The 18,208-nt window shown below is 60.0% G+C and carries 23 protein-coding genes; 15 read left to right on the top strand and 8 right to left on the bottom strand.

Annotated features, from left to right (window positions below; translation table 11 throughout):
• Complete coding sequence (locus SLH49_RS01825; protein ID WP_320267464.1) at positions 1–1,140, bottom strand: efflux RND transporter periplasmic adaptor subunit; 1,140 nt, start codon at positions 1,138–1,140, stop codon at positions 1–3.
• Between the two features lie 82 nt (positions 1,141–1,222).
• Entirely contained in the window at positions 1,223–2,173 is a 951-nt protein-coding gene (locus SLH49_RS01820) for an L-threonylcarbamoyladenylate synthase (RefSeq protein ID WP_320267463.1), read from the bottom strand.
• Positions 2,174–2,288: 115 nt separating this feature from the next.
• Between SLH49_RS01820 and SLH49_RS01815 the strand changes: the two genes are divergently transcribed.
• Entirely contained in the window at positions 2,289–3,992 is a 1,704-nt protein-coding gene (locus tag SLH49_RS01815; RefSeq protein ID WP_320267462.1) for an acyl-CoA dehydrogenase, read from the top strand.
• A complete protein-coding gene (locus SLH49_RS01810) occupies positions 3,992–5,029 on the top strand; it encodes an MBL fold metallo-hydrolase (protein ID WP_320267461.1) in 1,038 nt (345 codons plus the stop codon). Before SLH49_RS01815 ends, SLH49_RS01810 begins: the two co-directional genes overlap by 1 nt.
• Here SLH49_RS01810 and SLH49_RS01805 read toward each other — a convergent pair.
• Together SLH49_RS01805 and SLH49_RS01800 are read right to left on the bottom strand one after the other, a co-directional pair.
• Positions 5,017–5,796 (bottom strand): class II glutamine amidotransferase, encoded by a 780-nt coding sequence (locus SLH49_RS01805; RefSeq protein WP_320267460.1) that lies wholly within the window; start codon positions 5,794–5,796, stop codon positions 5,017–5,019. The two genes, SLH49_RS01810 and SLH49_RS01805, sit on opposite strands and share 13 nt — an antisense overlap.
• Positions 5,796–6,035, bottom strand: a complete 240-nt coding sequence (locus tag SLH49_RS01800; protein ID WP_320267459.1) for a DUF6356 family protein — start codon at positions 6,033–6,035, stop codon at positions 5,796–5,798. The genes SLH49_RS01805 and SLH49_RS01800 overlap by 1 nt, the downstream gene beginning before the upstream one ends.
• Before the next feature lie 108 nt (positions 6,036–6,143).
• Between SLH49_RS01800 and SLH49_RS01795 the strand changes: the two genes are divergently transcribed.
• From SLH49_RS01795 to SLH49_RS01780, 4 genes are all read left to right on the top strand, one after another.
• The gene (locus tag SLH49_RS01795) at positions 6,144–6,605 is read left to right on the top strand and encodes an Lrp/AsnC family transcriptional regulator (RefSeq protein WP_320239464.1); all 462 of its coding nucleotides are present in this window, start codon (positions 6,144–6,146) and stop codon (positions 6,603–6,605) included.
• A complete protein-coding gene (locus tag SLH49_RS01790) occupies positions 6,602–7,090 on the top strand; it encodes a DUF6173 family protein (RefSeq protein ID WP_320267458.1) in 489 nt (162 codons plus the stop codon). The genes SLH49_RS01795 and SLH49_RS01790 overlap by 4 nt, the downstream gene beginning before the upstream one ends.
• Before the next feature lie 65 nt (positions 7,091–7,155).
• The gene (locus SLH49_RS01785; protein ID WP_320267457.1) at positions 7,156–7,290 is read left to right on the top strand and encodes an aa3-type cytochrome c oxidase subunit IV; all 135 of its coding nucleotides are present in this window, start codon (positions 7,156–7,158) and stop codon (positions 7,288–7,290) included.
• 8 nt (positions 7,291–7,298) lie between these two features.
• Entirely contained in the window at positions 7,299–7,913 is a 615-nt protein-coding gene (locus SLH49_RS01780; RefSeq protein ID WP_320267456.1) for a hypothetical protein, read from the top strand.
• On the opposite strand, the gene SLH49_RS01775 is transcribed toward SLH49_RS01780, so the two are convergent.
• Entirely contained in the window at positions 7,897–8,232 is a 336-nt protein-coding gene (locus SLH49_RS01775; protein ID WP_320267455.1) for an AzlD domain-containing protein, read from the bottom strand. The genes SLH49_RS01780 and SLH49_RS01775 overlap by 17 nt on opposite strands.
• The gene (locus SLH49_RS01770; RefSeq protein WP_320267454.1) at positions 8,229–8,951 is read right to left on the bottom strand and encodes an AzlC family ABC transporter permease; all 723 of its coding nucleotides are present in this window, start codon (positions 8,949–8,951) and stop codon (positions 8,229–8,231) included. Before SLH49_RS01770 ends, SLH49_RS01775 begins: the two co-directional genes overlap by 4 nt.
• 78 nt (positions 8,952–9,029) lie before the next feature.
• Here SLH49_RS01770 and SLH49_RS01765 point away from each other — a divergent pair, with 78 nt between their 5' ends.
• The 8 genes from SLH49_RS01765 (at position 9,030) to SLH49_RS01730 (ending at position 15,497) form a co-directional block, all read left to right on the top strand.
• A complete protein-coding gene (locus SLH49_RS01765) occupies positions 9,030–9,893 on the top strand; it encodes a formate dehydrogenase accessory sulfurtransferase FdhD (RefSeq protein WP_320268498.1) in 864 nt (287 codons plus the stop codon).
• Positions 9,890–10,420, top strand: a complete 531-nt coding sequence (locus SLH49_RS01760; protein ID WP_320267453.1) for a hypothetical protein — start codon at positions 9,890–9,892, stop codon at positions 10,418–10,420. The genes SLH49_RS01765 and SLH49_RS01760 overlap by 4 nt, the downstream gene beginning before the upstream one ends.
• The gene (mobA, locus tag SLH49_RS01755) at positions 10,417–11,004 is read left to right on the top strand and encodes a molybdenum cofactor guanylyltransferase MobA (RefSeq protein WP_320267452.1); all 588 of its coding nucleotides are present in this window, start codon (positions 10,417–10,419) and stop codon (positions 11,002–11,004) included. The genes SLH49_RS01760 and mobA overlap by 4 nt, the downstream gene beginning before the upstream one ends.
• A complete protein-coding gene (mobB, locus tag SLH49_RS01750; RefSeq protein WP_320267451.1) occupies positions 11,001–11,492 on the top strand; it encodes a molybdopterin-guanine dinucleotide biosynthesis protein B in 492 nt (163 codons plus the stop codon). The genes mobA and mobB overlap by 4 nt, the downstream gene beginning before the upstream one ends.
• A 17-nt stretch (positions 11,493–11,509) precedes the next feature.
• Positions 11,510–13,591, top strand: coding sequence for a gephyrin-like molybdotransferase Glp (gene glp, locus SLH49_RS01745; protein ID WP_320268497.1), 2,082 nt, complete (start codon positions 11,510–11,512; stop codon positions 13,589–13,591).
• Positions 13,588–14,166 (top strand): GNAT family N-acetyltransferase, encoded by a 579-nt coding sequence (locus tag SLH49_RS01740; protein WP_320267450.1) that lies wholly within the window; start codon positions 13,588–13,590, stop codon positions 14,164–14,166. Before glp ends, SLH49_RS01740 begins: the two co-directional genes overlap by 4 nt.
• A gap of 419 nt (positions 14,167–14,585) precedes the next feature.
• The gene (locus SLH49_RS01735; protein ID WP_320267449.1) at positions 14,586–14,774 is read left to right on the top strand and encodes a hypothetical protein; all 189 of its coding nucleotides are present in this window, start codon (positions 14,586–14,588) and stop codon (positions 14,772–14,774) included.
• Between the two features lie 105 nt (positions 14,775–14,879).
• Positions 14,880–15,497, top strand: a complete 618-nt coding sequence (locus tag SLH49_RS01730; RefSeq protein ID WP_320267448.1) for a TetR/AcrR family transcriptional regulator — start codon at positions 14,880–14,882, stop codon at positions 15,495–15,497.
• On the opposite strand, the gene SLH49_RS01725 is transcribed toward SLH49_RS01730, so the two are convergent.
• Both SLH49_RS01725 and SLH49_RS01720 read right to left on the bottom strand, forming a co-directional pair.
• Positions 15,485–16,504 carry a serine hydrolase domain-containing protein gene (locus tag SLH49_RS01725; protein ID WP_320267447.1) on the bottom strand — a complete coding sequence of 340 codons (1,020 nt, stop codon included), beginning with the start codon at positions 16,502–16,504 and terminating at the stop codon, positions 15,485–15,487. The two genes, SLH49_RS01730 and SLH49_RS01725, sit on opposite strands and share 13 nt — an antisense overlap.
• Positions 16,501–17,613 carry an S-(hydroxymethyl)glutathione dehydrogenase/class III alcohol dehydrogenase gene (locus SLH49_RS01720; protein ID WP_320268496.1) on the bottom strand — a complete coding sequence of 371 codons (1,113 nt, stop codon included), beginning with the start codon at positions 17,611–17,613 and terminating at the stop codon, positions 16,501–16,503. Before SLH49_RS01720 ends, SLH49_RS01725 begins: the two co-directional genes overlap by 4 nt.
• Positions 17,614–17,723: 110 nt before the next feature.
• On the opposite strand from SLH49_RS01720, the gene SLH49_RS01715 reads away from it, so the two are divergent.
• Positions 17,724–17,987, top strand: a complete 264-nt coding sequence (locus SLH49_RS01715) for an I78 family peptidase inhibitor (protein ID WP_320267446.1) — start codon at positions 17,724–17,726, stop codon at positions 17,985–17,987.
• Positions 17,988–18,208 lie beyond the last annotated feature (221 nt).

Genomic DNA, 18,208 nt, shown 5'->3' with positions numbered 1-18,208 from the left:
CTACCCTTCCTCTGCCGGGGCGGTGCCGGCCTGCGCGGCGGCGGGGGGCGGGCCGTTCATCGGCATGATATCCTGCCCGGGGCGCAAACGCTCATTGCCGCGCACGACCACCTCGTCCCCCGGCGCAAGCCCCGAGACGACTTCGAACGTGTCACCGATGGCCGCTCCGATCGTGACTGTGCGCGGCGCCGCCTTGCCCTCTTCGTTGACAAACGCGGTCCAGCCCCCGCGCGCTTGTACCAGCGCATCTTTCGGCACGACCACAACTTCGCGGGCGGCCCCGATGGGGACATCCAAGGTCACCGGCTGGCCGATTGCAAAGGACGGATCCACTTGCGTCAGGGAAAAGCGTACGGGGCGGGTGCGGGTCTCGGAAAACTCCGTGGGCAACACCGCGCGCAAGGTCATGGTCAGCGCGGTGCCTGCATCGTTTTCGCCCATCACATCGCGCCCCGGCTCCAATGCGGCGATGAAACGTGAAGGCACATTGGCCTCTACCTCCATCGATCCGGTGTCCAGCAAGGTCGCTACCTGACTGCCTGACGAAGCGAACTGGCCCACTTGCGTCGCGACGTCCAACACGATGCCGTCAAACGGTGCCCGGACAATTGCGTTGTCGAAATTGTAGCGCGCCAGTTCAATCGCGTTGTCAGCGGCGCGGATCCGCGCCTGCGCCTCGGAAAGTCCGCCAAGGGCCGCAGCCAAATCGCTCGCCCGGTCATCAAATTGCGCGGTGGAGATTGAGGCATTGGCGACCAGTTCCTCAGCCCGTGCAAAGGCGGTCTGCGCGCGATCCGCTTGAGCCTGCGCCACTTCAAGCCCGGCGGTGGCGATGGCCAATTCCGCCTCGGCACTGCGCAGTTCGATCTCAAGCCGGGAGGTGTCCATGCGCGCGAGCACGTCGCCCGCCGCAACGCCGGAGCCGATCTGGACCGGCACCTCGTTCACGATGCCCGCAACCCGCGTGGCCACATCACTTTCGCGCACCGCGACGATCTGGCCAAAGACCGTCACGGTTTCTGTCATCTCGGCCATTTCAACCAGATCGGTCTGTACGCCTGCGGGTCGGCCTTGTGCTGCCAGAAATGCCGGTAGCGTGATCGCCAACAAGGCGACAAATGCGAACTTACGGCATCTCATGACGTTTCACGCCCCACTGATTTTCGGTTTTCCAATGGCTTCTGCGCAGTGACCTAGCGTTAAGATCCCGCCGGACCAGTCGCTAGCCGCGCGGTGCTGCAGCGCGCCTCAGGCGGTCATTGATCGCACGGCCCAGACCGTGATGGGGAATGGGTGACACGGCGATGGCAGTGGCACCCACCTTATCAAGCGCATGCAGGCAGGCAAAAAGCCGCGCCGCCGCTTCTGTCAGGTCACCCGAAGGCGAGAGATTGAGGTCGGCCTCTACGGGTCCGAAACCGAGTAAGAACTCACCGTCTTGCGCTGCATTTGCGTTCAAACGGACGCTGCCAGCGGGCGCATAATGCGAGGCGAGCTGGCCGGGCGCCATCGGCGTCTGCGGGTCGTCAGGAAGCCGCAACAGCGCGCCAAGACAATCCTCGATGCGCTCTGCTGGAATCCCACCTGCGCGCAAGAGGGCCGGGGCGCCGATGCAGGACACAATTGTGGATTCCAACCCAACGCGACAATCGCCGCCATCAACAACCGCGTCAATTTCATTGCCAAGCCCGGCTATCACATGGGCTGCACTGGTCGGGCTGACCCGACCCGATGGATTAGCCGAAGGCGCCGCAACCGGCCCGGCAAAACGCCTCAGCAAGCCTTGAGCCAGACTATGATCAGGCACGCGCACTGCGAGACTGTCCAACCCCGCCGTCACCAGCTTTGAGATACCCTCATCCGTGCGCAAGGGTAAAACGAGGGTTAGCGGACCGGGCCAAAAGTTTGCCGCCAAACGCTCTGCCGTATCGTTGAAATCGACGTACTTTGCGGCCGTTTCGAGGTCGGCCACATGCACGATCAGCGGGTTGAAACTGGGCCGCCCCTTGGCCGCAAAAATGCCTGCCACCGCCCGGTCATTCCGCGCATCTGCACCTAGGCCATAGACCGTCTCGGTGGGGAAAGAAACCAGACCACCTTGCTGCAAGATTCCAACGGCCTCGGACAAACCAGCCTCGTCGGGCGAAAGGATGCGCAATGTCGCTTGGCTCATGACGTGGCGTTTTGGTTGATGGGGCAGAGTGCTGGTTTAGGTTAGCGCTAAGTTTGCGATGCATAGACTCACGCGTGGTCTTTGCCAAGCTGTTGCAAAATTTGGAGAGATGACAATGCCCTATCGTGCCCCGGTAAGCGATTTCCGCTTTTTGATGGATCATGTTGTGGGCTTTTCGGATGTCGCCGCAACCGAACGTTTTGCCGAAGCGACACCCGATATGGTCGATGCGATTCTGACGGAAGCGGGCAAGATGTGTGAAGAGGTGCTGGCACCGCTCAATCGCGCGGGCGACCTGCACCCTGCGCATCTGGAAAACGGCGTTGTGCGCACTTCGCCTGGTTTTGCCGATGGCTACCGCGCCATTGCAGAGGGCGGCTGGGTCGGCATGGCGGCGCATCCCGACAATGGCGGCATGGGCCTGCCCATGACGCTGACAACCAGCGTGAATGAGATGATCGCAAGCGCTTGTCTGTCGCTACAACTGAACCCGTTGATGACGCAGGGCCAGATCGAGGCGCTGGAACATCACGCCTCGGACGAGATCAAGGCGACCTATCTGCCGAAGCTCATTTCCGGTGAGTGGTCCGGCACGATGAACCTGACCGAGCCGCAGGCCGGGTCGGATGTTGGTGCGTTGCGATCCAAGGCCGAACCGAATGGTGACGGCTCTTACGCGATCACGGGGCAGAAGATTTACATCTCTTGGGCCGACAATGACTTTACCGAGAATATCTGCCATCTGGTGCTCGCCCGTCTGCCCGACGGTGTGCCCGGCACGAAGGGTATCAGCCTTTTCATGGTGCCCAAGTTCATCCCTGACACCGATGGCAATCCGGGCGCAAAGAACGATCTGCGTGTGGTCAGCCTTGAGCATAAGATGGGCCTGCATGGCTCACCCACTGCCGTGATGGAATATGCGGGCGCCAAGGGGTGGCTCGTTGGCCCGGAACATGGCGGTATGGCTGCGATGTTCACGATGATGAACAATGCCCGTCTGGGTGTCGGCGTGCAGGGAATCGGTGTGGCCGAGGCCGCGATGCAGCATGCGCTCGCCTACGCGCAGGACCGCAAACAGGGCAAGGCGCCCGGCACCGGCTCGATCATCGAACATGCCGACGTGCGCCGCATGCTGACGACGATGAAGGCCGAGGTTTTCACCGCACGCGCCATCTCCCTGATGAATGCCGTAGCCATCGATATGGCAACCGCCACAGACGATGCCGGATGGCAGGCCCGCGCCGCGTTTCTGACGCCCATCTGCAAGGCCTTCGGCACGGATGTCGGCATGGAATCGGCGGCCACCGGCATTCAGATCCATGGCGGCATGGGCTTTATCGAGGAAACCGGCGCCGCCCAATACTCCCGCGACGTGCGCGTGACGGCCATTTACGAAGGGACCAACGGCATTCAGGCCATGGACCTCGTCGCGCGCAAGCTGATGGATGGTGGTGAGGCCGCGTTCCGCTTGCTTGAGGAAATCGAACAAGGCGCCGAAGCCGCCAAGGCAAAGCATCCAGAACTCGCGGAGGCTGTTTGGCAAGCCGCAGAGACATTGCGCGAAGCGACCGAGTGGCTGGTGGCGCAGGACAATCTGAACGACCGGTTCGCCGGTGCCGTGCCCTACTTGCGCGCCTTTGCGCGCGTGCTGGGCGGCCATATGCACCTGATGGCGGCGATGAAGGGCGATGAGGCGCGGCTGAAACTCGCCACCTTCTATATCAAGCGCCTGCTGCCAGAGCATGTGGGGCTATTGGCCCATACACGCGAAGGTGCCGACGATCTGATGGCGATCACCGCAGAAGACCTGGCCGCCTGATGGCGGATGGGGAGGGCGGCATCCGGTACCCTTTCCCGGAAGCCCCATTGGAAGGCGAGGCGATGGAGGTTGCGTCACGCATCTTTTGGATGCGGCTGCCGCTGCCCATGGCGCTGGATCATGTGAACGTCTACGCGCTGGACGATGGTGACAGTTGGACGATCATCGACACCGGCTTTGCGTCAAAACGCGGACGCGGCATCTGGCAGACACTCCTGAACGGCCCCTTGGCAGGTAAGCCAGTGGCCCGCGTTGTTGTCACCCACCATCATCCTGATCATGTGGGGCTGGCAGGCTGGTTCATTGAAAATGGTGCGGAACTCTGCATGCCGCGCACCGGCTGGCTGATGGCGCGCATGCTTACGCTTGATGTACAAGACGCCCCCTCGCCCGAGGCGCTGACATTCTACACCCGCGCTGGCATGGACCCGGCGGTTTTTGCCAAACGCAAGGAAGAGCGTCCGTTCAACTTTGCTGATTGCGTGGATCCGCTGCCGCAGGGTTACACACGCCTGCAGGACGGGCAGACCATCACAATGGGCGGCCGGGTCTGGGACATTTGCATGGGTCACGGCCATGCCCCGGAACATGCTACATTCTGGAGTCGCGATGACGCGCTTGTCATCGGTGGCGATCAGCTCTTGCCGTCGATCAGCCCGAATCTGGGCGTCTATCCAACCGAACCGGAGGCTGATCCGGTGGCGGAGTGGCTTGCGTCCTGTGCGATGTTTCAGGCTTCCGCCCGCGACGGTCAGCTTGTCCTTGGTGGGCACAAACTGCCCTATACCGGCCTGCCACTACGGTTGACACAGATGATCGCCAATCATCACGGCGCATTGGCGCGTCTGCTGGATTTCCTGAAGACACCGCATACCGCCGGAGAATGCTTTCCGCCGCTATTCAAGCGCGAGATCTCAGGCGGCGAATACGGCCTCGCGTTGGTGGAGGCGGTGGCGCATGTCAATCACCTCTATCAGACGGATCAAGTGCGCCGCGAGCTGAATGATGCGGGCGCGTGGGTTTATCAGGCCACCTGATCCACTTCGCCGTTGAAAGGCGTTTGGCTCAACCCCGTCGCGGTCAGCGCACATAACGTGTTTTGCGGCAAGAGCGTCCAATGCGGTGCCCGCCCACACAAAGGTTCAGAGGCAAGCGCGCGACCGCCATTGTCCAGCACGCCGGACGCATAAAGCGTCGGCGCAGGACCAGAGGATGCATAGCGAAAGCCGTAGAGCGTTTCGCCATCAGAGAAGACACATGTCAGCTTGATGGGCCCCTCCTCGGCGGCGGGTCCGATCTCAGTCAGTGTTGCGTCAATCGCGGCCAGCGGATCGGCATCGAGCCAATGCGACAGGAGCAACAGAAACACCATCTCACTATCTGTCGTGCCGCGCCTTGCGTCGTAAAGGTCATCGGGCAATGCGGCGGCCAGGCGCCGCCTGATCGCGCGAAAATGCGGGATTTGCCCGTTATGGCAAAACGACCAGCGCCCATGCGTGAAAGGATGACAGTTTGCGCGGTTCGTCTCGCCCACGGTCGAGGCGCGGATATGCGCGATGAAGTGCTCGGCATGCACCATGCGGCAAAGATTGGTCAGGTTGTCATCGGCCCAGGCGGGCAGGACATCACGATAAAGACCGGGTTTCTCATCCTCGCCATACCAGGCAATGCCAAATCCATCTCCATTCACGGCCAGCTTCGCCTCGCTCGCGTGCTGGCTTTGCTGCAGCAGCGAATGCTCGGGTCGGATAATGATGTTTTCCAGTGGAATGGCGGGACCGGTATAGGCAGCGATCCGACACATCAGTGGCGGTTCTCAATCCGGGCATGAAGACGTTTGAGGATGCGGCTTGCCGTGGTTTCGCACAGTGCCGGAACCACAGCGTGAACCAACGCGGCGACAGCTGCAACCCCAAGCCAGAAGGCAAAGCCCAGCGCAAACCGCATGTGGCCGAAATAGCTTTCGTTTACGCTTGCGGGATGATCAAGGAAGAGGGTGGTGATGATGCCCCGCTGCTTGGCTGCAGTATCTGCGTCTGACATGGTGAGCCTTTCCTCTGCTCGCTCCCTAGTCAGGCTATCCAGCACGTCGCGCACAAACATCCCAAGTGTGATTGTGTTTTCTACAAATTGTGGGATGTTGTCCCAACAATGGGACATGAGCTAGATCAGATAGACCGCACTATCCTGCGTTTGCTGCAAAAGGATGCAAGCCTTTCCGTCGATGACATCAGCGGCGAGGTTCATCTGTCTCGCAATGCGTGCTGGCGCCGGATCAAAGCCATGGAACAGGTGGGTATCATCAAAGGTCGTGTCGCGCTCATCGACCCCGCAAGCGTCGGCGTCCCGCTAACCGCGATTGTACTGATCCGTACCAATGCTCATGACGCGGCCTGGATGAAGAAATTCCAGACGACCCTGCAGAGTTTTCCCGAAATTGTGGGCGCCTATCGTATGACTGGTGATCTGGACTACATGTTGCGGGTGCGCGTGGCGGATGTGCCCGCCTATGACGCGTTCTACAAAAGGCTCACTTCACGGATTTCTGTCTCGGACATCTCGGCAAGTTTCGTTATGGAAGAGATCAAAGAGACAACGGCGGTGCCCTTATGACCGAAACCAACCCACCTCAAATGCGTATCGACACCTCGGCGGAGCAGATGGAGAACGCGGTTCTCCCCCGGACGCAGGAAATCCACACCGATCCAAATGTCCACTGCCCCGATACATCAAAACTCCCGCAAGCGCTGTCGGAACCTGTAGCGCAAAAAAGCCCCGCCCAATGGGCCTATGAGCGGATCATCATGTATATCCAGAACTTCGAGAAGCATCTCGACAATGACCACGAGGTCGGTATGGGTCTGGCCGGTGGTGAGGCTGGCGTGATCCGCATCGAGGGGCTGGGTTACTACGATCCCGATATTGTCACCTATTACGGGGTGAACGGGGCCGGTGCAAAGACCCAGCTGATCCAGCATGTCAGCCAGTTGAACGTCACATTGGTGGCAAGTCCAAAGCATATCGATCAACCTGAAGCGAACCGAATCGGCTTTCGCCTCGCCAAGGGGCTGGAACGGGACGAAGATGTGACCACCTGACCGCGTGACAGGCCAGAGTGAATCGTCTAAAGGACTTCGCAAATGATGCATGAGGGAGCCGCGTGATGGCTGAGCACAAGCACGGTGAGATGGATATCACCACACAAGAAAAAACCTTTGCGGGCTTCATGAGCATGAGCACCAAAGCCACCATAGGCATTTTGGTGTTCCTGATCTTCCTGGCCCTTATCGCCGCCTAAACATCCTGATGGATCGTCGTGCTTTTTTGATCGGCCTGCCGCTGGCCCTGTCGGGCTGCACGGGACAACCCGTCTGGGCGCCTGACGATGTCATCGAACGCGCAATCTATCGCGACCCAGGGCCAAAGCATCTGACGCTCTACACGATGAGAAATGTGCGTTCGGATGGTGGAGAGCATTCGGCGCTGCTGATCAACGCGAGCCAGCGGGTGATCTTCGACCCTGCGGGTGCCTGGAAACAGGATCGGATGCCTGAACGCAACGATGTGCTCTTCGGTGCCAGCCCACAGCTGGAGGACTATTATGTCAGCTTCCACGCCAGGATCACATATTACGTCGTCGGGCGGAAAGTCCCTGTTGCACCGGAAGTCGCTGAGAAAGCGTTGAACCTCGCACTGGTGGCAGGGCCAGTCGGACAGGCCAACTGCGCCCGCTATACATCGCGTATCGTGCGCCAGTTACCGGGATTCGAAAGCGTCCGCCAGACCTGGTGGCCCGGCAAACTTGACAATGATTTTGGCAGATTGCCCGGCGTGGAAACCACTGAATACCGCGAAGACGATGACGACGATAAAAGCGTCGCCGCCCGCGAAATCGACGCCGCGCTCAGAGCAGGGCAGTAAGGCCCATCGCGCTATAAAGGGTGAGCGCGCCAGCGACGATGGCCCAAAGGACATTGCGCGTCCAGATCCCCACCGCGACCGTGACCAGCGCTGCACACAGGCGGAGCGGATCAAGTGTACCGCCCGTTGCGGGTGGCCATATGACCAATGGCGCAACCATACCAGGAAGCACGGCCACCGGGGTGAACCGCAACAGCCTAAGCACGAAACTCGGCATCGGCCGGTCCCCGATCAGGCCCAGAAAAGAAAAGCGGATCAGAAACGTGCCTGCGCCCAGGATCGCGATAATCGTCCAGATTTGCGCATCAGAATAGGTCATTTCTGCCGCCCCTCGATCCATATCTCGACCAGCGCACCGGTCAGCATTGCCGCACCGGCAGCGATGAGCAAGCCCGTGCCGGATGGCAGGCCTATCAGGGCGAGTGCCACGCTGATCGAGACACAAGTGGCCGCAACATGGGCGAGTGATTTGACCATGGGTGCCACCATTGCGAGGAACATAATCGGCATGATGAAGTCCAGAGCCCATGCTTCTGGAATGGCCGCGCCCGCCACCATGCCCACCATGGTCATGCCAACCCAAAACGGCACAATTGGTGTCGCCACGCCGAAAAAGTACGCGAACCGTTCAGGAACGGTCATCTCCGGTCTGCTCTCATAGCGGGCAACCGACACGATATAGGTCTGGTCAAAATTGAGATATGACACCAATGCTCGTTTCCACAGTGGGGCCGCACCAAGATAGGGGACGAGGGCCGCGGAATACATTGCCATCCGCAGGTTCACTGCCAAAGCCGCCAGGAGCACGAAAGCGATGCTCGCATTCTCAATCATCATCTGGATCGCGGCAAATTGCGATGCACCGGCGATGACCAGAACGCTGAACCCCATCCCTTGCGCCAATGTCAGCCCGGCATCCGTCGCGATCACACCAAAGACCATCGCAAAAGGTGCGGCCATCAGGATGAACGGCAGCCCATCCCGGAAGCCCGCCCAATAGGGCGCGCTGGTCTGCGTTTTGACGGTAGAAGTTGTCATGGCTTTGCCCTAGCTTGAGGCCGTTGTGACAGGCTTAACGGCGCAATACGGGAATGACAATTGGCGCGCATTGATGACATGTCGGAGTATCTGATCGCGCCCGCACCGCAGGCCCGCCGACTGACCCGTGCGGTCACCGGTACGGATCAAAATGGCGCGCAAATTGACCTGAGTGTGGTTGAAGAACGCCCGTTGACCATCTTTCTCAATGCGCAGGAAATCGTCACGGCGATGACCATCGGCGATTACCCGGAATATCTTGCCCTTGGGTTCCTGCGCAATCAGGGCATGCTGCGCCCGGGTGAGGTGATCAAGGTTGTCGATTATGATGAGGAACTGGAAACGGTTGTCGTCCGCACCGAGGGCCAGACGACCTACGAGGACAAGCTGAAGAAAAAGACCCGCACAAGCGGATGTGCGGTTGGCACCGTCTTTGGCGACATGATGGAAGGGTTGGAGGATGTGGTCCTGCCCAGGCTGCAGGTGAAAACCTCGGACCTTTATGCGCTGGCTTCCAAGATCAACCGCACCCCGTCGCTTTATCTTGAGGCGGGTGCAATCCATGGCACGGTTCTGTGCCAGGCGGATCGTCCGCTTGTCTACATGGAAGATGTGGGTCGGCACAATGCCGTCGACAAGATCGCAGGCTGGATGCTGTCAGAAGGTATCGCAGCCGAGGACAAGACACTCTACACAACGGGCCGCCTGACCTCCGAGATGGTGATCAAAACAGCGCTGATGGGCATTCCGGTGCTCGCCTCCCGCTCGGGCTTTACCGCCTGGGGGGTTGAGATCGCCCAGCAAGTAGGGCTGACACTGATTGGGCGCATGAAGGGGCAGCGCTTTGTTTGCCTTTCCGGTGAAGAACGTCTTCTGCGCGATGCCGACCCGGCGATGGTGGCCGATGAGCCCCGGAAGATGGGCAGAAAAGGATCGGCATGACCGATAATATAAGCGTGACCTATCAGGCCTCTGCGCCCGCGATTGCAGAGGGGATCCGGGTCGCCGGTGTTTGGATGCTTGGCCCCTACCGCCCATTGCAAAGCGCTGCCGCATTGCTGGTCACGCTGCTGGTTGGGCTTGGGGGTGCCGGACTCTACTTCGCGATAGCCTTGCGCGCCACCGGCACAGCCAAGGCCGCATTGCCTTATGTCTGGATCGGAACCGTTATCGCCATCGTCTTTTTTATCGCCGTGCAAAATTGGTCGATCCGCAGGCTGGCGCGTCATGCAGCCGCTTCAACTTATTGTAGCGGGACGCAGACAGCGGACTTTGATGAAACCGGCATGGTCATCCGCAATGCACACAGCCACTGGCAAACCAATTGGGCGGCTGTCGACAAAATCGGGCTCGGGAAGACCGGTCTGATCATCGGCGTCGCCGGGCTGGTCTTTGCAATCCCGCGCGAAGCGCTGGATGATCCGCAAGCCACAGAAGCCAAACTCCGCACGTGGAAAGAGGCTTCATGACCCAGCCCCTTGGCGTGATACTCGCGGGCGGTCGGGCAACGCGCATGGGCGGCGGTGACAAGGGCCTGCTGGACTTGGGCAACAGCACGATACTGCAGCGGGTCATCGATCGTCTGGAACCGCAGGTTGCAGCACTTGCGCTCAATGCCAATGGTGACCCGCAGCGGTTCGCGCATCTCGACCTGCCGGTGATCGCTGACAGCATTCCCGGCTTTGCGGGGCCGTTGTCTGGCGTGCTGGCGGGTCTCGATTGGGCGGCGGATCAAGGGGCCAGTCACATTGTGACCGCCGCCGCCGACACGCCCTTCTTTCCTTGCGACCTTGTCCCGCAACTGATGCTGGCCGCCGAGGATAACGGCACCCAGATCGCCCTCGCGGCGACCCCCGACGGGCGGCATCCGACCTTCGGGCTTTGGCCCACCGCCTTGCGCGACGATCTGCGCGCGGCACTCACGGATGGATTGCGCAAGGTGATCCTCTGGACCGACAAGCATGGCTGCGCCATGGCACAGTTCCCTGACGATGCCGCCTTTTTCAACGTCAACACGCCCGACGATCTGGCCACAGCGGAAGCGATGCTATGAGGCTTTATGGCATCGTCGGCTACAAGAACGCCGGAAAGACCGGGCTGATGGAGCGGCTGGTGAAAGAGATCACCGGACGTGGCTTCAGCGTCTCAACGCTCAAACACGCACATCACACATTCGATATCGATCATCCCGGCAAGGACAGCTATCGCCACAGGCAGGCGGGTGCGCATCAGGTCCTGCTCGCCTCACGCGCGCGCTGGGCGTTGATGACAGAGCTGCGTGATTCGGACGAACCACCGCTGGCTGATCTTCTGACAAAGCTCGACCCGGTCGACCTGATCCTTGTCGAAGGCTACAAGCGCGACACCCACCCCAAGATCGAGGCCTATCGCGCCGAAACCAAAAACCCGATCCTCGCCCATAACGACCCGACCGTGCGCGCGATGGCCAGTGACACGGCCATCGACCTCGACCGCCCCGTCTTTGACCTCAACGACACAAAGGCCATCGCCGATTTCATCCTCGCCGAGGTTGGCCTGTGAGCTTTGACACCTTTCTGATGGTCGATTGGTCCGGCGGGAATGATCGCGGACCAACCCCGAAAAAGGACGCGATCTGGGTCTGCGCGGCGCGTGACGGGGTGACCGATGCGCCGATATACCTGCGCAACCGTCAGTTAGCCGAGAAGTGGATCAGGGCATTCCTTGCCGAGGAAGTAGATGCTGGGCATCGTGTCCTCGCCGGGTTTGATTTCGCCTTTGGCTACCCCGATGGCTTCGGCAAAGCACTGACCGGCAGCGATGATCCATTTGCCGTGTGGGACTGGTTCGCGCAGCGGGTCAAGGATGCGCCCGATGCCAACAACCGCTTTGATCTGGCGGGTGAGATCAACGCGATGTTTCCCGGCATCGGGCCGTTTTGGGGCAATGGTCGCAGGCACGATATCCCGCATCTGCCCCGCAAGGGCAGCGCGCGTGAGGGTCATGGTTTACCGGAAAAACGCGCGGCAGAGGCGCAAGCGAAAGGCGCGTTTCCCGTCTGGCAATTGGCCGGTGCGGGCGCCGTTGGGTCCCAAGTCATCATGGGATTGCCCGTGCTCGCCCGGTTGCGGGCGGAATTCCGCGACGCCCTGCGCGTCTGGCCGTTTGAGCCGCTTGATGCCTCGATCGCGATTGTGGAGATCTGGCCCTCGCTCATCGCCAAAGCCGTGACAGCCACGATGCCCGAAGGCCAGATCAAGGATGCGCATCAAGTCGCGCTTTTGGCGCAGACCTTGTCTCGGCTGCCAGCCACACAACTAGCGGCGATGCTCGATATTCCCTACACCGCCGAAGGGTCAATCCTCGGGCTTGGGCATGTCAGCTTGTTAGAAGAGACCGCTATGGCACCCGCCGCGCCGCGCCCGCTGAAGAACGACTGTTTTGCCATGCCGCAAGGCGCGCATTGGACGCCGGTTGACGATGCTTTGGAGCATCTGAGGTCACAACTGCGCCCGGTGACCGGAATTGAAAACCTGCCCATCGCGCAGGTCGCGGGCCGGTTTCTGGCGGGAGACGTGGAAGCCGCACGCGCGCATCCACCAGCGCCAAATGCCGCCGTCGATGGGTATGGATTTGCAGGGCCCGCCGCGGAAGGTATGCAACGGATGCCTCTGATCACGGGCCGTGCTGCGGCAGGTGCCCCTTTTTCGGGGGCGGTCCCCGAAGGACGCGCCATCCGCATTCTCACCGGTGCGAACCTGCCTGAAGGTGTCGACACGGTGATCTTGCAGGAAGATGTCACTGCCACACCATCCGAAATAGCCTTCCAAGGCCCGCTGAAAAAGGGGGCCAATGCCCGCAAGGCGGGCGAGGATATGGTTGCCGGTCAGACCATCCTGACAAGCGGACGCCGCCTTAGCCCCGCTGACCTTGGCACGATGGCCGCTGCCGGTATTGGCAGTGTTGCGGTCCGGCAGTGCCTGCGTGTCGGCGTCTTGTCCACTGGCGATGAACTGCAAGACCCGGGCATGCCTGCGGATGCGGGCCAGATTTACGACGCCAACCGACCCATGTTGTCAGCGCTGATCAAGCATTGGGATTACACGCTTGTCGATCTGGGCCGCGCCCCTGACGACCAAACCAAGCTGCGCGCGGTCCTAGATCAGAGGGCGGCGGATTGCGACGTAATCCTGTCATCCGGCGGCGCATCGGCGGGGGATGAGGATCACATTTCCACGCTTCTGGAAGGTACCGGGTCATTCGCGCTTTGGCGGATTGCGGTCAAGCCGGGACGCCCGCTCGCCTTGGGCCTTTGGAACAATACGCCCGTCTTCGGGCTGCCCGGCAACCCAGTGGCGGCCATGGTCTGCGCCCTGATCTTCGCCCGCCCAGCCTTGCGTGTTCTTGCCGGAGGCGGCTGGACAGAGCCGCAATCCTACCAGCTCCCCGCCGCCTTTTCGAAATCAAAGAAAGCGGGGCGCCGCGAATACCTGCGCGCGCGTATCACGGATGGCGAGGTCGAGATTTTCACCTCCGAAGGGTCAGGCCGTATCTCCGGGCTGAGTTGGGCAACAGGGCTTGTGGCGCTGAACGACCCTGCCCAAAACATAAAACCCGGCGATCCCGTCACCTACATCCCGTTCTACAGTTTCGAGCCATGAAGATCACGACAGGCATACCCGAGGCAAACAGGGCCGAAGTCGCCGCCCTTTATTGGGAGGCATTCGGCGAAAAGCTTGGTTTTGTGCTCGGCCCCAAATACCGCGCGCTCATTTTCATCACCAGCGTCCTTCGAGGTGATCACGGGATTTGCGCCCATGACGAACGGGGGCGGCTTTTGGGCGTGGCGGGCTTCAAGACGGCGCAGGGCGCACTAGTGGGCGGCGATTTCACGGATCTTCGGCGCGTTTATGGTTGGGTAGGTGCGTCGATCCGCATCCTGCTGCTGGCCGCGCTTGAGCGCGATACGGAAAATGAACGTTTCCTGATGGATGGGATTTTCGTGGCGCCCGAAGCGCGCGGTCGGGGTGTCGGCACCGCGTTGATCGACGCCATCTGCAAGGAAGCGAAGCAGCGCGGTTATCGTCAGGTCCGCCTTGATGTCATCGACACCAACCCGCGCGCCCGCGCGCTCTACCTGCATGAGGGGTTTGAGGAGGTGGCGACCCATCACTTGGGCGTCTTACGCCACATCTTTGGCTTCAGCGCGTCAACGACGATGATCCGGGAAGTTTAGCGACCGCAGCATTGCGCATAGACCGCGCCAGGCACAGCAAACAGCGATGCCACATTGGCCCATGAAGGGTCATCTTCATGGTCGAGCGGCACAAACTCGGCCGATATGGGCACAGCGTCGCGGCGTATCAGCGGCGGTGGCGTCGCGCCCTTACTCCAAATGCGCAAGATGCCGGATCGACGGAGAGATGTGAACATGTTCCGCCAGCTACCGATTATTTCCTGCATGCTTCAACATCAGAGCCATTTTTTTGTCCCTCTCCATGATGCCGCAGGCACGGGACCACTTGCGGTGGTCCGACGGGGTTGTCGCAACTTTATGTTCGCAAAACTGAACTACTCAGTTCATTTTTCTCTTGATTTCTAAACTGAACAGTTTAGTTAGTGTTTCACCTAGAGATTTGGCAAAGGAAAATCGTCATGAAACGCACGCTTTTTGCACTCTCCGCTGTGGCTCTTGTCGGGTTTGCGGGATCTGCTTCTGCAATGTCCCTTCAATTCGAATTACCGCGGCTCAGCTTCCCGACACAGCCCGCGCCAGAGACGACGCAAGGCTGCGCGGACCTCAAATCGCTGCAGGGCGACGTCTGCGTGACCCCTGCAAAGTAAGCACAGATTGACGAGGCCTCGCGTCATGTGAGGCCTCATTTTCCGCAATCTCCTTGCTCAAAATGAACTGGTCAGTTTATAATTGCTCTAAAGCGGGAGGACGCGATGCCGGACGGAACGATCGAACCCAAAAAAGGACGGAAGTTTGATCAGGTGCTGGACGGCGCCCGGACAGTCTTTTTGTCGGACGGGTTTGAGGGGGCCTCGGTTGACGATATTGCCCGCGCTGCTGGCGTCTCAAAGGCCACGCTTTACAGCTATTTCCCGGACAAACGTTTCCTGTTCATGCAGGTGGCCAAGACAGAATGTCAACGTCAGGCCGACCTCGCGATTGAGACCATCGACATGGACGCCCCGATCCGGCAGGTGCTGCATGATATCGCCACCGAGATGGTCGATTTCATGACCTCGCAATTCGGCAAGCAGATCTTCCGGATTTGCGTCGGCGAAAGCGACCGTTTCCCCGAACTCGGTCGCGAATTCTATGAAAGTGGCCCTGTGATGATCCGCGCGAAGCTGATCGACTTCTTCGAGAAAGGCGTGGCGCGCGGGGATTTGAAGATCGACGATTTCGAGTTGGCGGCCGAACAGTTTCACGAACTCAGCAAAGCTGATCTTTTCCCGAAGCTAGTGTTCAACATTGCCGAAGACTTCACCCATGAAGAAAAAGAGCGTGTGGTGAACGGCGCCGTTGACATGTTCATGGCCCGCTACGGGACCTGAAGGTCTGAAACCGCCTCGAAAATCTGCAGCTCCTCTGTGGCAAAAGCATCGCTTTCGTCACCCATGGGAAAGCCGTTAAGCGCGTAGGCAAAACTCAGGTCGCGCGCCTGATCGTACCAGACACCCCCTCTGAACCCATAAGCATTGCCGAAATGGCCGACGAGAGGGCGTGGATAAAAACGCGGGTGATCAAAGATTTGCAGGCCCGGACCATAGGCTTCAAAAACACCGTCCGGATCGTGGGTCTCACCCATCGCCGCGTCCCAAAGGGGCGTGGCATCCGCTGCCCGCAGGCTCTCCGCCAGATACAGCATCCCGTTCAGTGAAATGCGCAAGCCTCCTTGGGGTGAGAATACGCCGACATTCCTTGCCAGTCTGATCCGGGGGATTTCAAAGTCGATCTGCGGCAAGAACTCGCCCTCATCAGATCGAAATGTCGGTAACCTGTTCGTGGCGGCGGCATCCGGCACGTTACACCAGTTAAAGCCGCCCGGTTGTGGCAGATAAGCGCCGAAGGCATCGGGAAAAGCCTGACCGGTCAGAGCTTCGAGTGCGGTGGCCAAAACAACGTAGTTCAGATTGGCATAGTCAAACCGGCTGCCGGGCTTAGCGGCGAAGACCGGCTTTGACGCGAACCAGTCCTGCAATGTCAGATCGGGCGGCAAGACATATCCCGCATCATCGCTCAGCCCGCTCGCGTGGCTCGCCACCATGCCAAGGGTCACCGGCACGTCCGGGGCGTCCGGATGACGTAAGGGCCATCCCAGAATCTCCGAGATGTCACTGTCCCAGCTCACATCCCCTGCATTTACACGCGCCGCAACGGCCTGCCCTACCACCAGCTTTGAGATAGAGGCGACGCGGAACATCGTATCTTCGTCCGCGTTAATCCCCGGTGCTGTAGCGAGTGACAGATGGCGCGCGCCGCCTTGCGCCACACCCACCCCACAAAACGCAAAAGACCCGGCCAGTGACCGGGTCAATGCATCAAGCGGGTCGGTCTTCAAAACTCGACGACAGCCCGGATCGACTTGCCCTCATGCATCAGATCAAAGCCCTTGTTGATGTCATCAAGGCTGAGCGTGTGGGTGATCATCGGATCAATCTCGATCTTACCCTGCATATACCAGTCCACGATCTTGGGCACATCCGTTCGGCCCGACGCACCGCCAAAGGCCGTCCCGCGCCAGCTGCGCCCGGTGACCAGTTGGAAAGGTCGCGTGGAGATTTCCGCACCAGCCGGTGCAACACCGATGATAATGCTTTCGCCCCAGCCCTTATGCGCGGCTTCCAATGCTGTGCGCATCACCTCGACATTGCCGGTTGCGTCAAAGGTGTAGTCGGCGCCGCCACCGGTCAGTTCGACCAGATGCGCGACCATATCGCCGGTCACATCCTTGGGGTTCACGAAATCGGTCATCCCGAAATGCTCGGCCATCGCGACCTTGCCGGGGTTCAGATCCACGCCGACGATCTGGTCCGCACCGGCCAGCCGCAATCCCTGGATCACGTTCAGCCCGATGCCACCCAAGCCAAAAACAATGGCGCGCGACCCGATCTCCACCTTTGCGGTGTTGATGACAGCACCGATGCCCGTAGTCACACCGCAGCCGATATAGCAGATCTTGTCAAAAGGCGCGTCCTTGCGCACCTTGGCCAAGGCGATCTCAGGCAGAACCGTATGGTTCGAGAAAGTTGAACAGCCCATGTAATGCAGGATCAGTGTGCCATCGAGCATCGAGAACCGGCTCGTCCCATCGGGCATCACACCCTGCCCTTGCGTGCTCCGGATTTTCTGGCACAGGTTTGTCTTGGGGTTCAGACAGTACTCACACTCCCGACATTCAGGCGTGTAAAGCGGGATGACGTGATCGCCAGGCTCCAGACTGGTCACGCCCTCGCCCACTTCAACGACAACACCCGCCCCTTCATGGCCAAGGATCGCGGGGAACATGCCTTCGGGGTCCGCACCGGACAGCGTAAATTCATCGGTATGACAGATGCCTGTCGCCTTGATCTCGACCAGAACCTCACCCGCTTTGGGGCCGTCGAGGTTCACCTCCATCACTTCAAGTGGCTTCCCCGCCTCCAAAGCAACCGCTGCACGTGTGCGCATCATCATTCCTCCCATACTTTTGTCCGACGATCAGACAAAGGCTGGCAGATTTCAACCATACAGTTTGTGCAGGCTTGCCAATCACCGGCGCTTGTCACCAGAATGGGCCTATGAAACGCATTCCCTTACTGCTGTTGCTGGCGGCGTGCGCGCCTGCATCGGAGCCCTTGCCGCCCACATTGGAAGACACTTGTGGCGCCCGTGAGTATGGCGATCTGATTGGCCAGGATGTTACCGCGCTTGAACGCGTGCTGATCCTTGGGCCGGTGCGGGTAATCCGACCGGGTGACATGGTCACGATGGAATTCCTACCCGACAGAGTCAATTTCGGCATCAGTGAAGATGAAAAGGTCATTGAGGTCTCGTGCGGCTGATGACAGCGGCGCTCTGACGACTTTGGAGGGAAAGGTCCCCGATGTCACGAACTGGGTGGGGGCTATTGACCGTAACATCGGGGTAAGCTTTTCGCTATGCCCTGACTATTCCGCTCAGATGTGTTCCCAGTTGGTAAGTGCTGCGGCGCGTCAATGGTGATTTCGTGGCATAAACGTGGCGGCGCGCGAAGAATGCTTGATTTTTAAAGGAGAGGCCGCAA

It is taken from the genome of Cognatiyoonia sp. IB215446 (assembly GCF_033963825.1).
GTDB lineage: Bacteria > Pseudomonadota > Alphaproteobacteria > Rhodobacterales > Rhodobacteraceae > Yoonia.
This window is presented reverse-complemented; position numbering and strand designations above follow the sequence as displayed.

What these genes read in the sequence shown, in the direction of transcription:
- SLH49_RS01740 (WP_320267450.1), top strand. Translation starts at nt 13,588, where the DNA reads ATGAAGATCACGACAGGCATACCCGAGGCAAACAGGGCCGAAGTCGCC.
- SLH49_RS01735 (WP_320267449.1), top strand. Translation starts at nt 14,586, where the DNA reads ATGAAACGCACGCTTTTTGCACTCTCCGCTGTGGCTCTTGTCGGGTTT.
- SLH49_RS01800 (WP_320267459.1), bottom strand. Translation starts at nt 6,035, where the DNA reads ATGTCAGACGCAGATACTGCAGCCAAGCAGCGGGGCATCATCACCACC.
- SLH49_RS01760 (WP_320267453.1), top strand. Translation starts at nt 9,890, where the DNA reads ATGACCGATAATATAAGCGTGACCTATCAGGCCTCTGCGCCCGCGATT.
- SLH49_RS01720 (WP_320268496.1), bottom strand. Translation starts at nt 17,613, where the DNA reads ATGCGCACACGTGCAGCGGTTGCTTTGGAGGCGGGGAAGCCACTTGAA.
- SLH49_RS01820 (WP_320267463.1), bottom strand. Translation starts at nt 2,173, where the DNA reads ATGAGCCAAGCGACATTGCGCATCCTTTCGCCCGACGAGGCTGGTTTG.
- SLH49_RS01715 (WP_320267446.1), top strand. Translation starts at nt 17,724, where the DNA reads ATGAAACGCATTCCCTTACTGCTGTTGCTGGCGGCGTGCGCGCCTGCA.
- mobA (WP_320267452.1), top strand. Translation starts at nt 10,417, where the DNA reads ATGACCCAGCCCCTTGGCGTGATACTCGCGGGCGGTCGGGCAACGCGC.
- SLH49_RS01790 (WP_320267458.1), top strand. Translation starts at nt 6,602, where the DNA reads ATGACCGAAACCAACCCACCTCAAATGCGTATCGACACCTCGGCGGAG.
- SLH49_RS01795 (WP_320239464.1), top strand. Translation starts at nt 6,144, where the DNA reads ATGGGACATGAGCTAGATCAGATAGACCGCACTATCCTGCGTTTGCTG.
- SLH49_RS01775 (WP_320267455.1), bottom strand. Translation starts at nt 8,232, where the DNA reads ATGACCTATTCTGATGCGCAAATCTGGACGATTATCGCGATCCTGGGC.
- SLH49_RS01815 (WP_320267462.1), top strand. Translation starts at nt 2,289, where the DNA reads ATGCCCTATCGTGCCCCGGTAAGCGATTTCCGCTTTTTGATGGATCAT.
- SLH49_RS01770 (WP_320267454.1), bottom strand. Translation starts at nt 8,951, where the DNA reads ATGACAACTTCTACCGTCAAAACGCAGACCAGCGCGCCCTATTGGGCG.
- glp (WP_320268497.1), top strand. Translation starts at nt 11,510, where the DNA reads ATGGTCGATTGGTCCGGCGGGAATGATCGCGGACCAACCCCGAAAAAG.
- SLH49_RS01825 (WP_320267464.1), bottom strand. Translation starts at nt 1,140, where the DNA reads ATGAGATGCCGTAAGTTCGCATTTGTCGCCTTGTTGGCGATCACGCTA.
- SLH49_RS01810 (WP_320267461.1), top strand. Translation starts at nt 3,992, where the DNA reads ATGGCGGATGGGGAGGGCGGCATCCGGTACCCTTTCCCGGAAGCCCCA.
- SLH49_RS01730 (WP_320267448.1), top strand. Translation starts at nt 14,880, where the DNA reads ATGCCGGACGGAACGATCGAACCCAAAAAAGGACGGAAGTTTGATCAG.
- SLH49_RS01805 (WP_320267460.1), bottom strand. Translation starts at nt 5,796, where the DNA reads ATGTGTCGGATCGCTGCCTATACCGGTCCCGCCATTCCACTGGAAAAC.
- SLH49_RS01780 (WP_320267456.1), top strand. Translation starts at nt 7,299, where the DNA reads ATGGATCGTCGTGCTTTTTTGATCGGCCTGCCGCTGGCCCTGTCGGGC.
- SLH49_RS01765 (WP_320268498.1), top strand. Translation starts at nt 9,030, where the DNA reads ATGTCGGAGTATCTGATCGCGCCCGCACCGCAGGCCCGCCGACTGACC.
- SLH49_RS01785 (WP_320267457.1), top strand. Translation starts at nt 7,156, where the DNA reads ATGGCTGAGCACAAGCACGGTGAGATGGATATCACCACACAAGAAAAA.
- mobB (WP_320267451.1), top strand. Translation starts at nt 11,001, where the DNA reads ATGAGGCTTTATGGCATCGTCGGCTACAAGAACGCCGGAAAGACCGGG.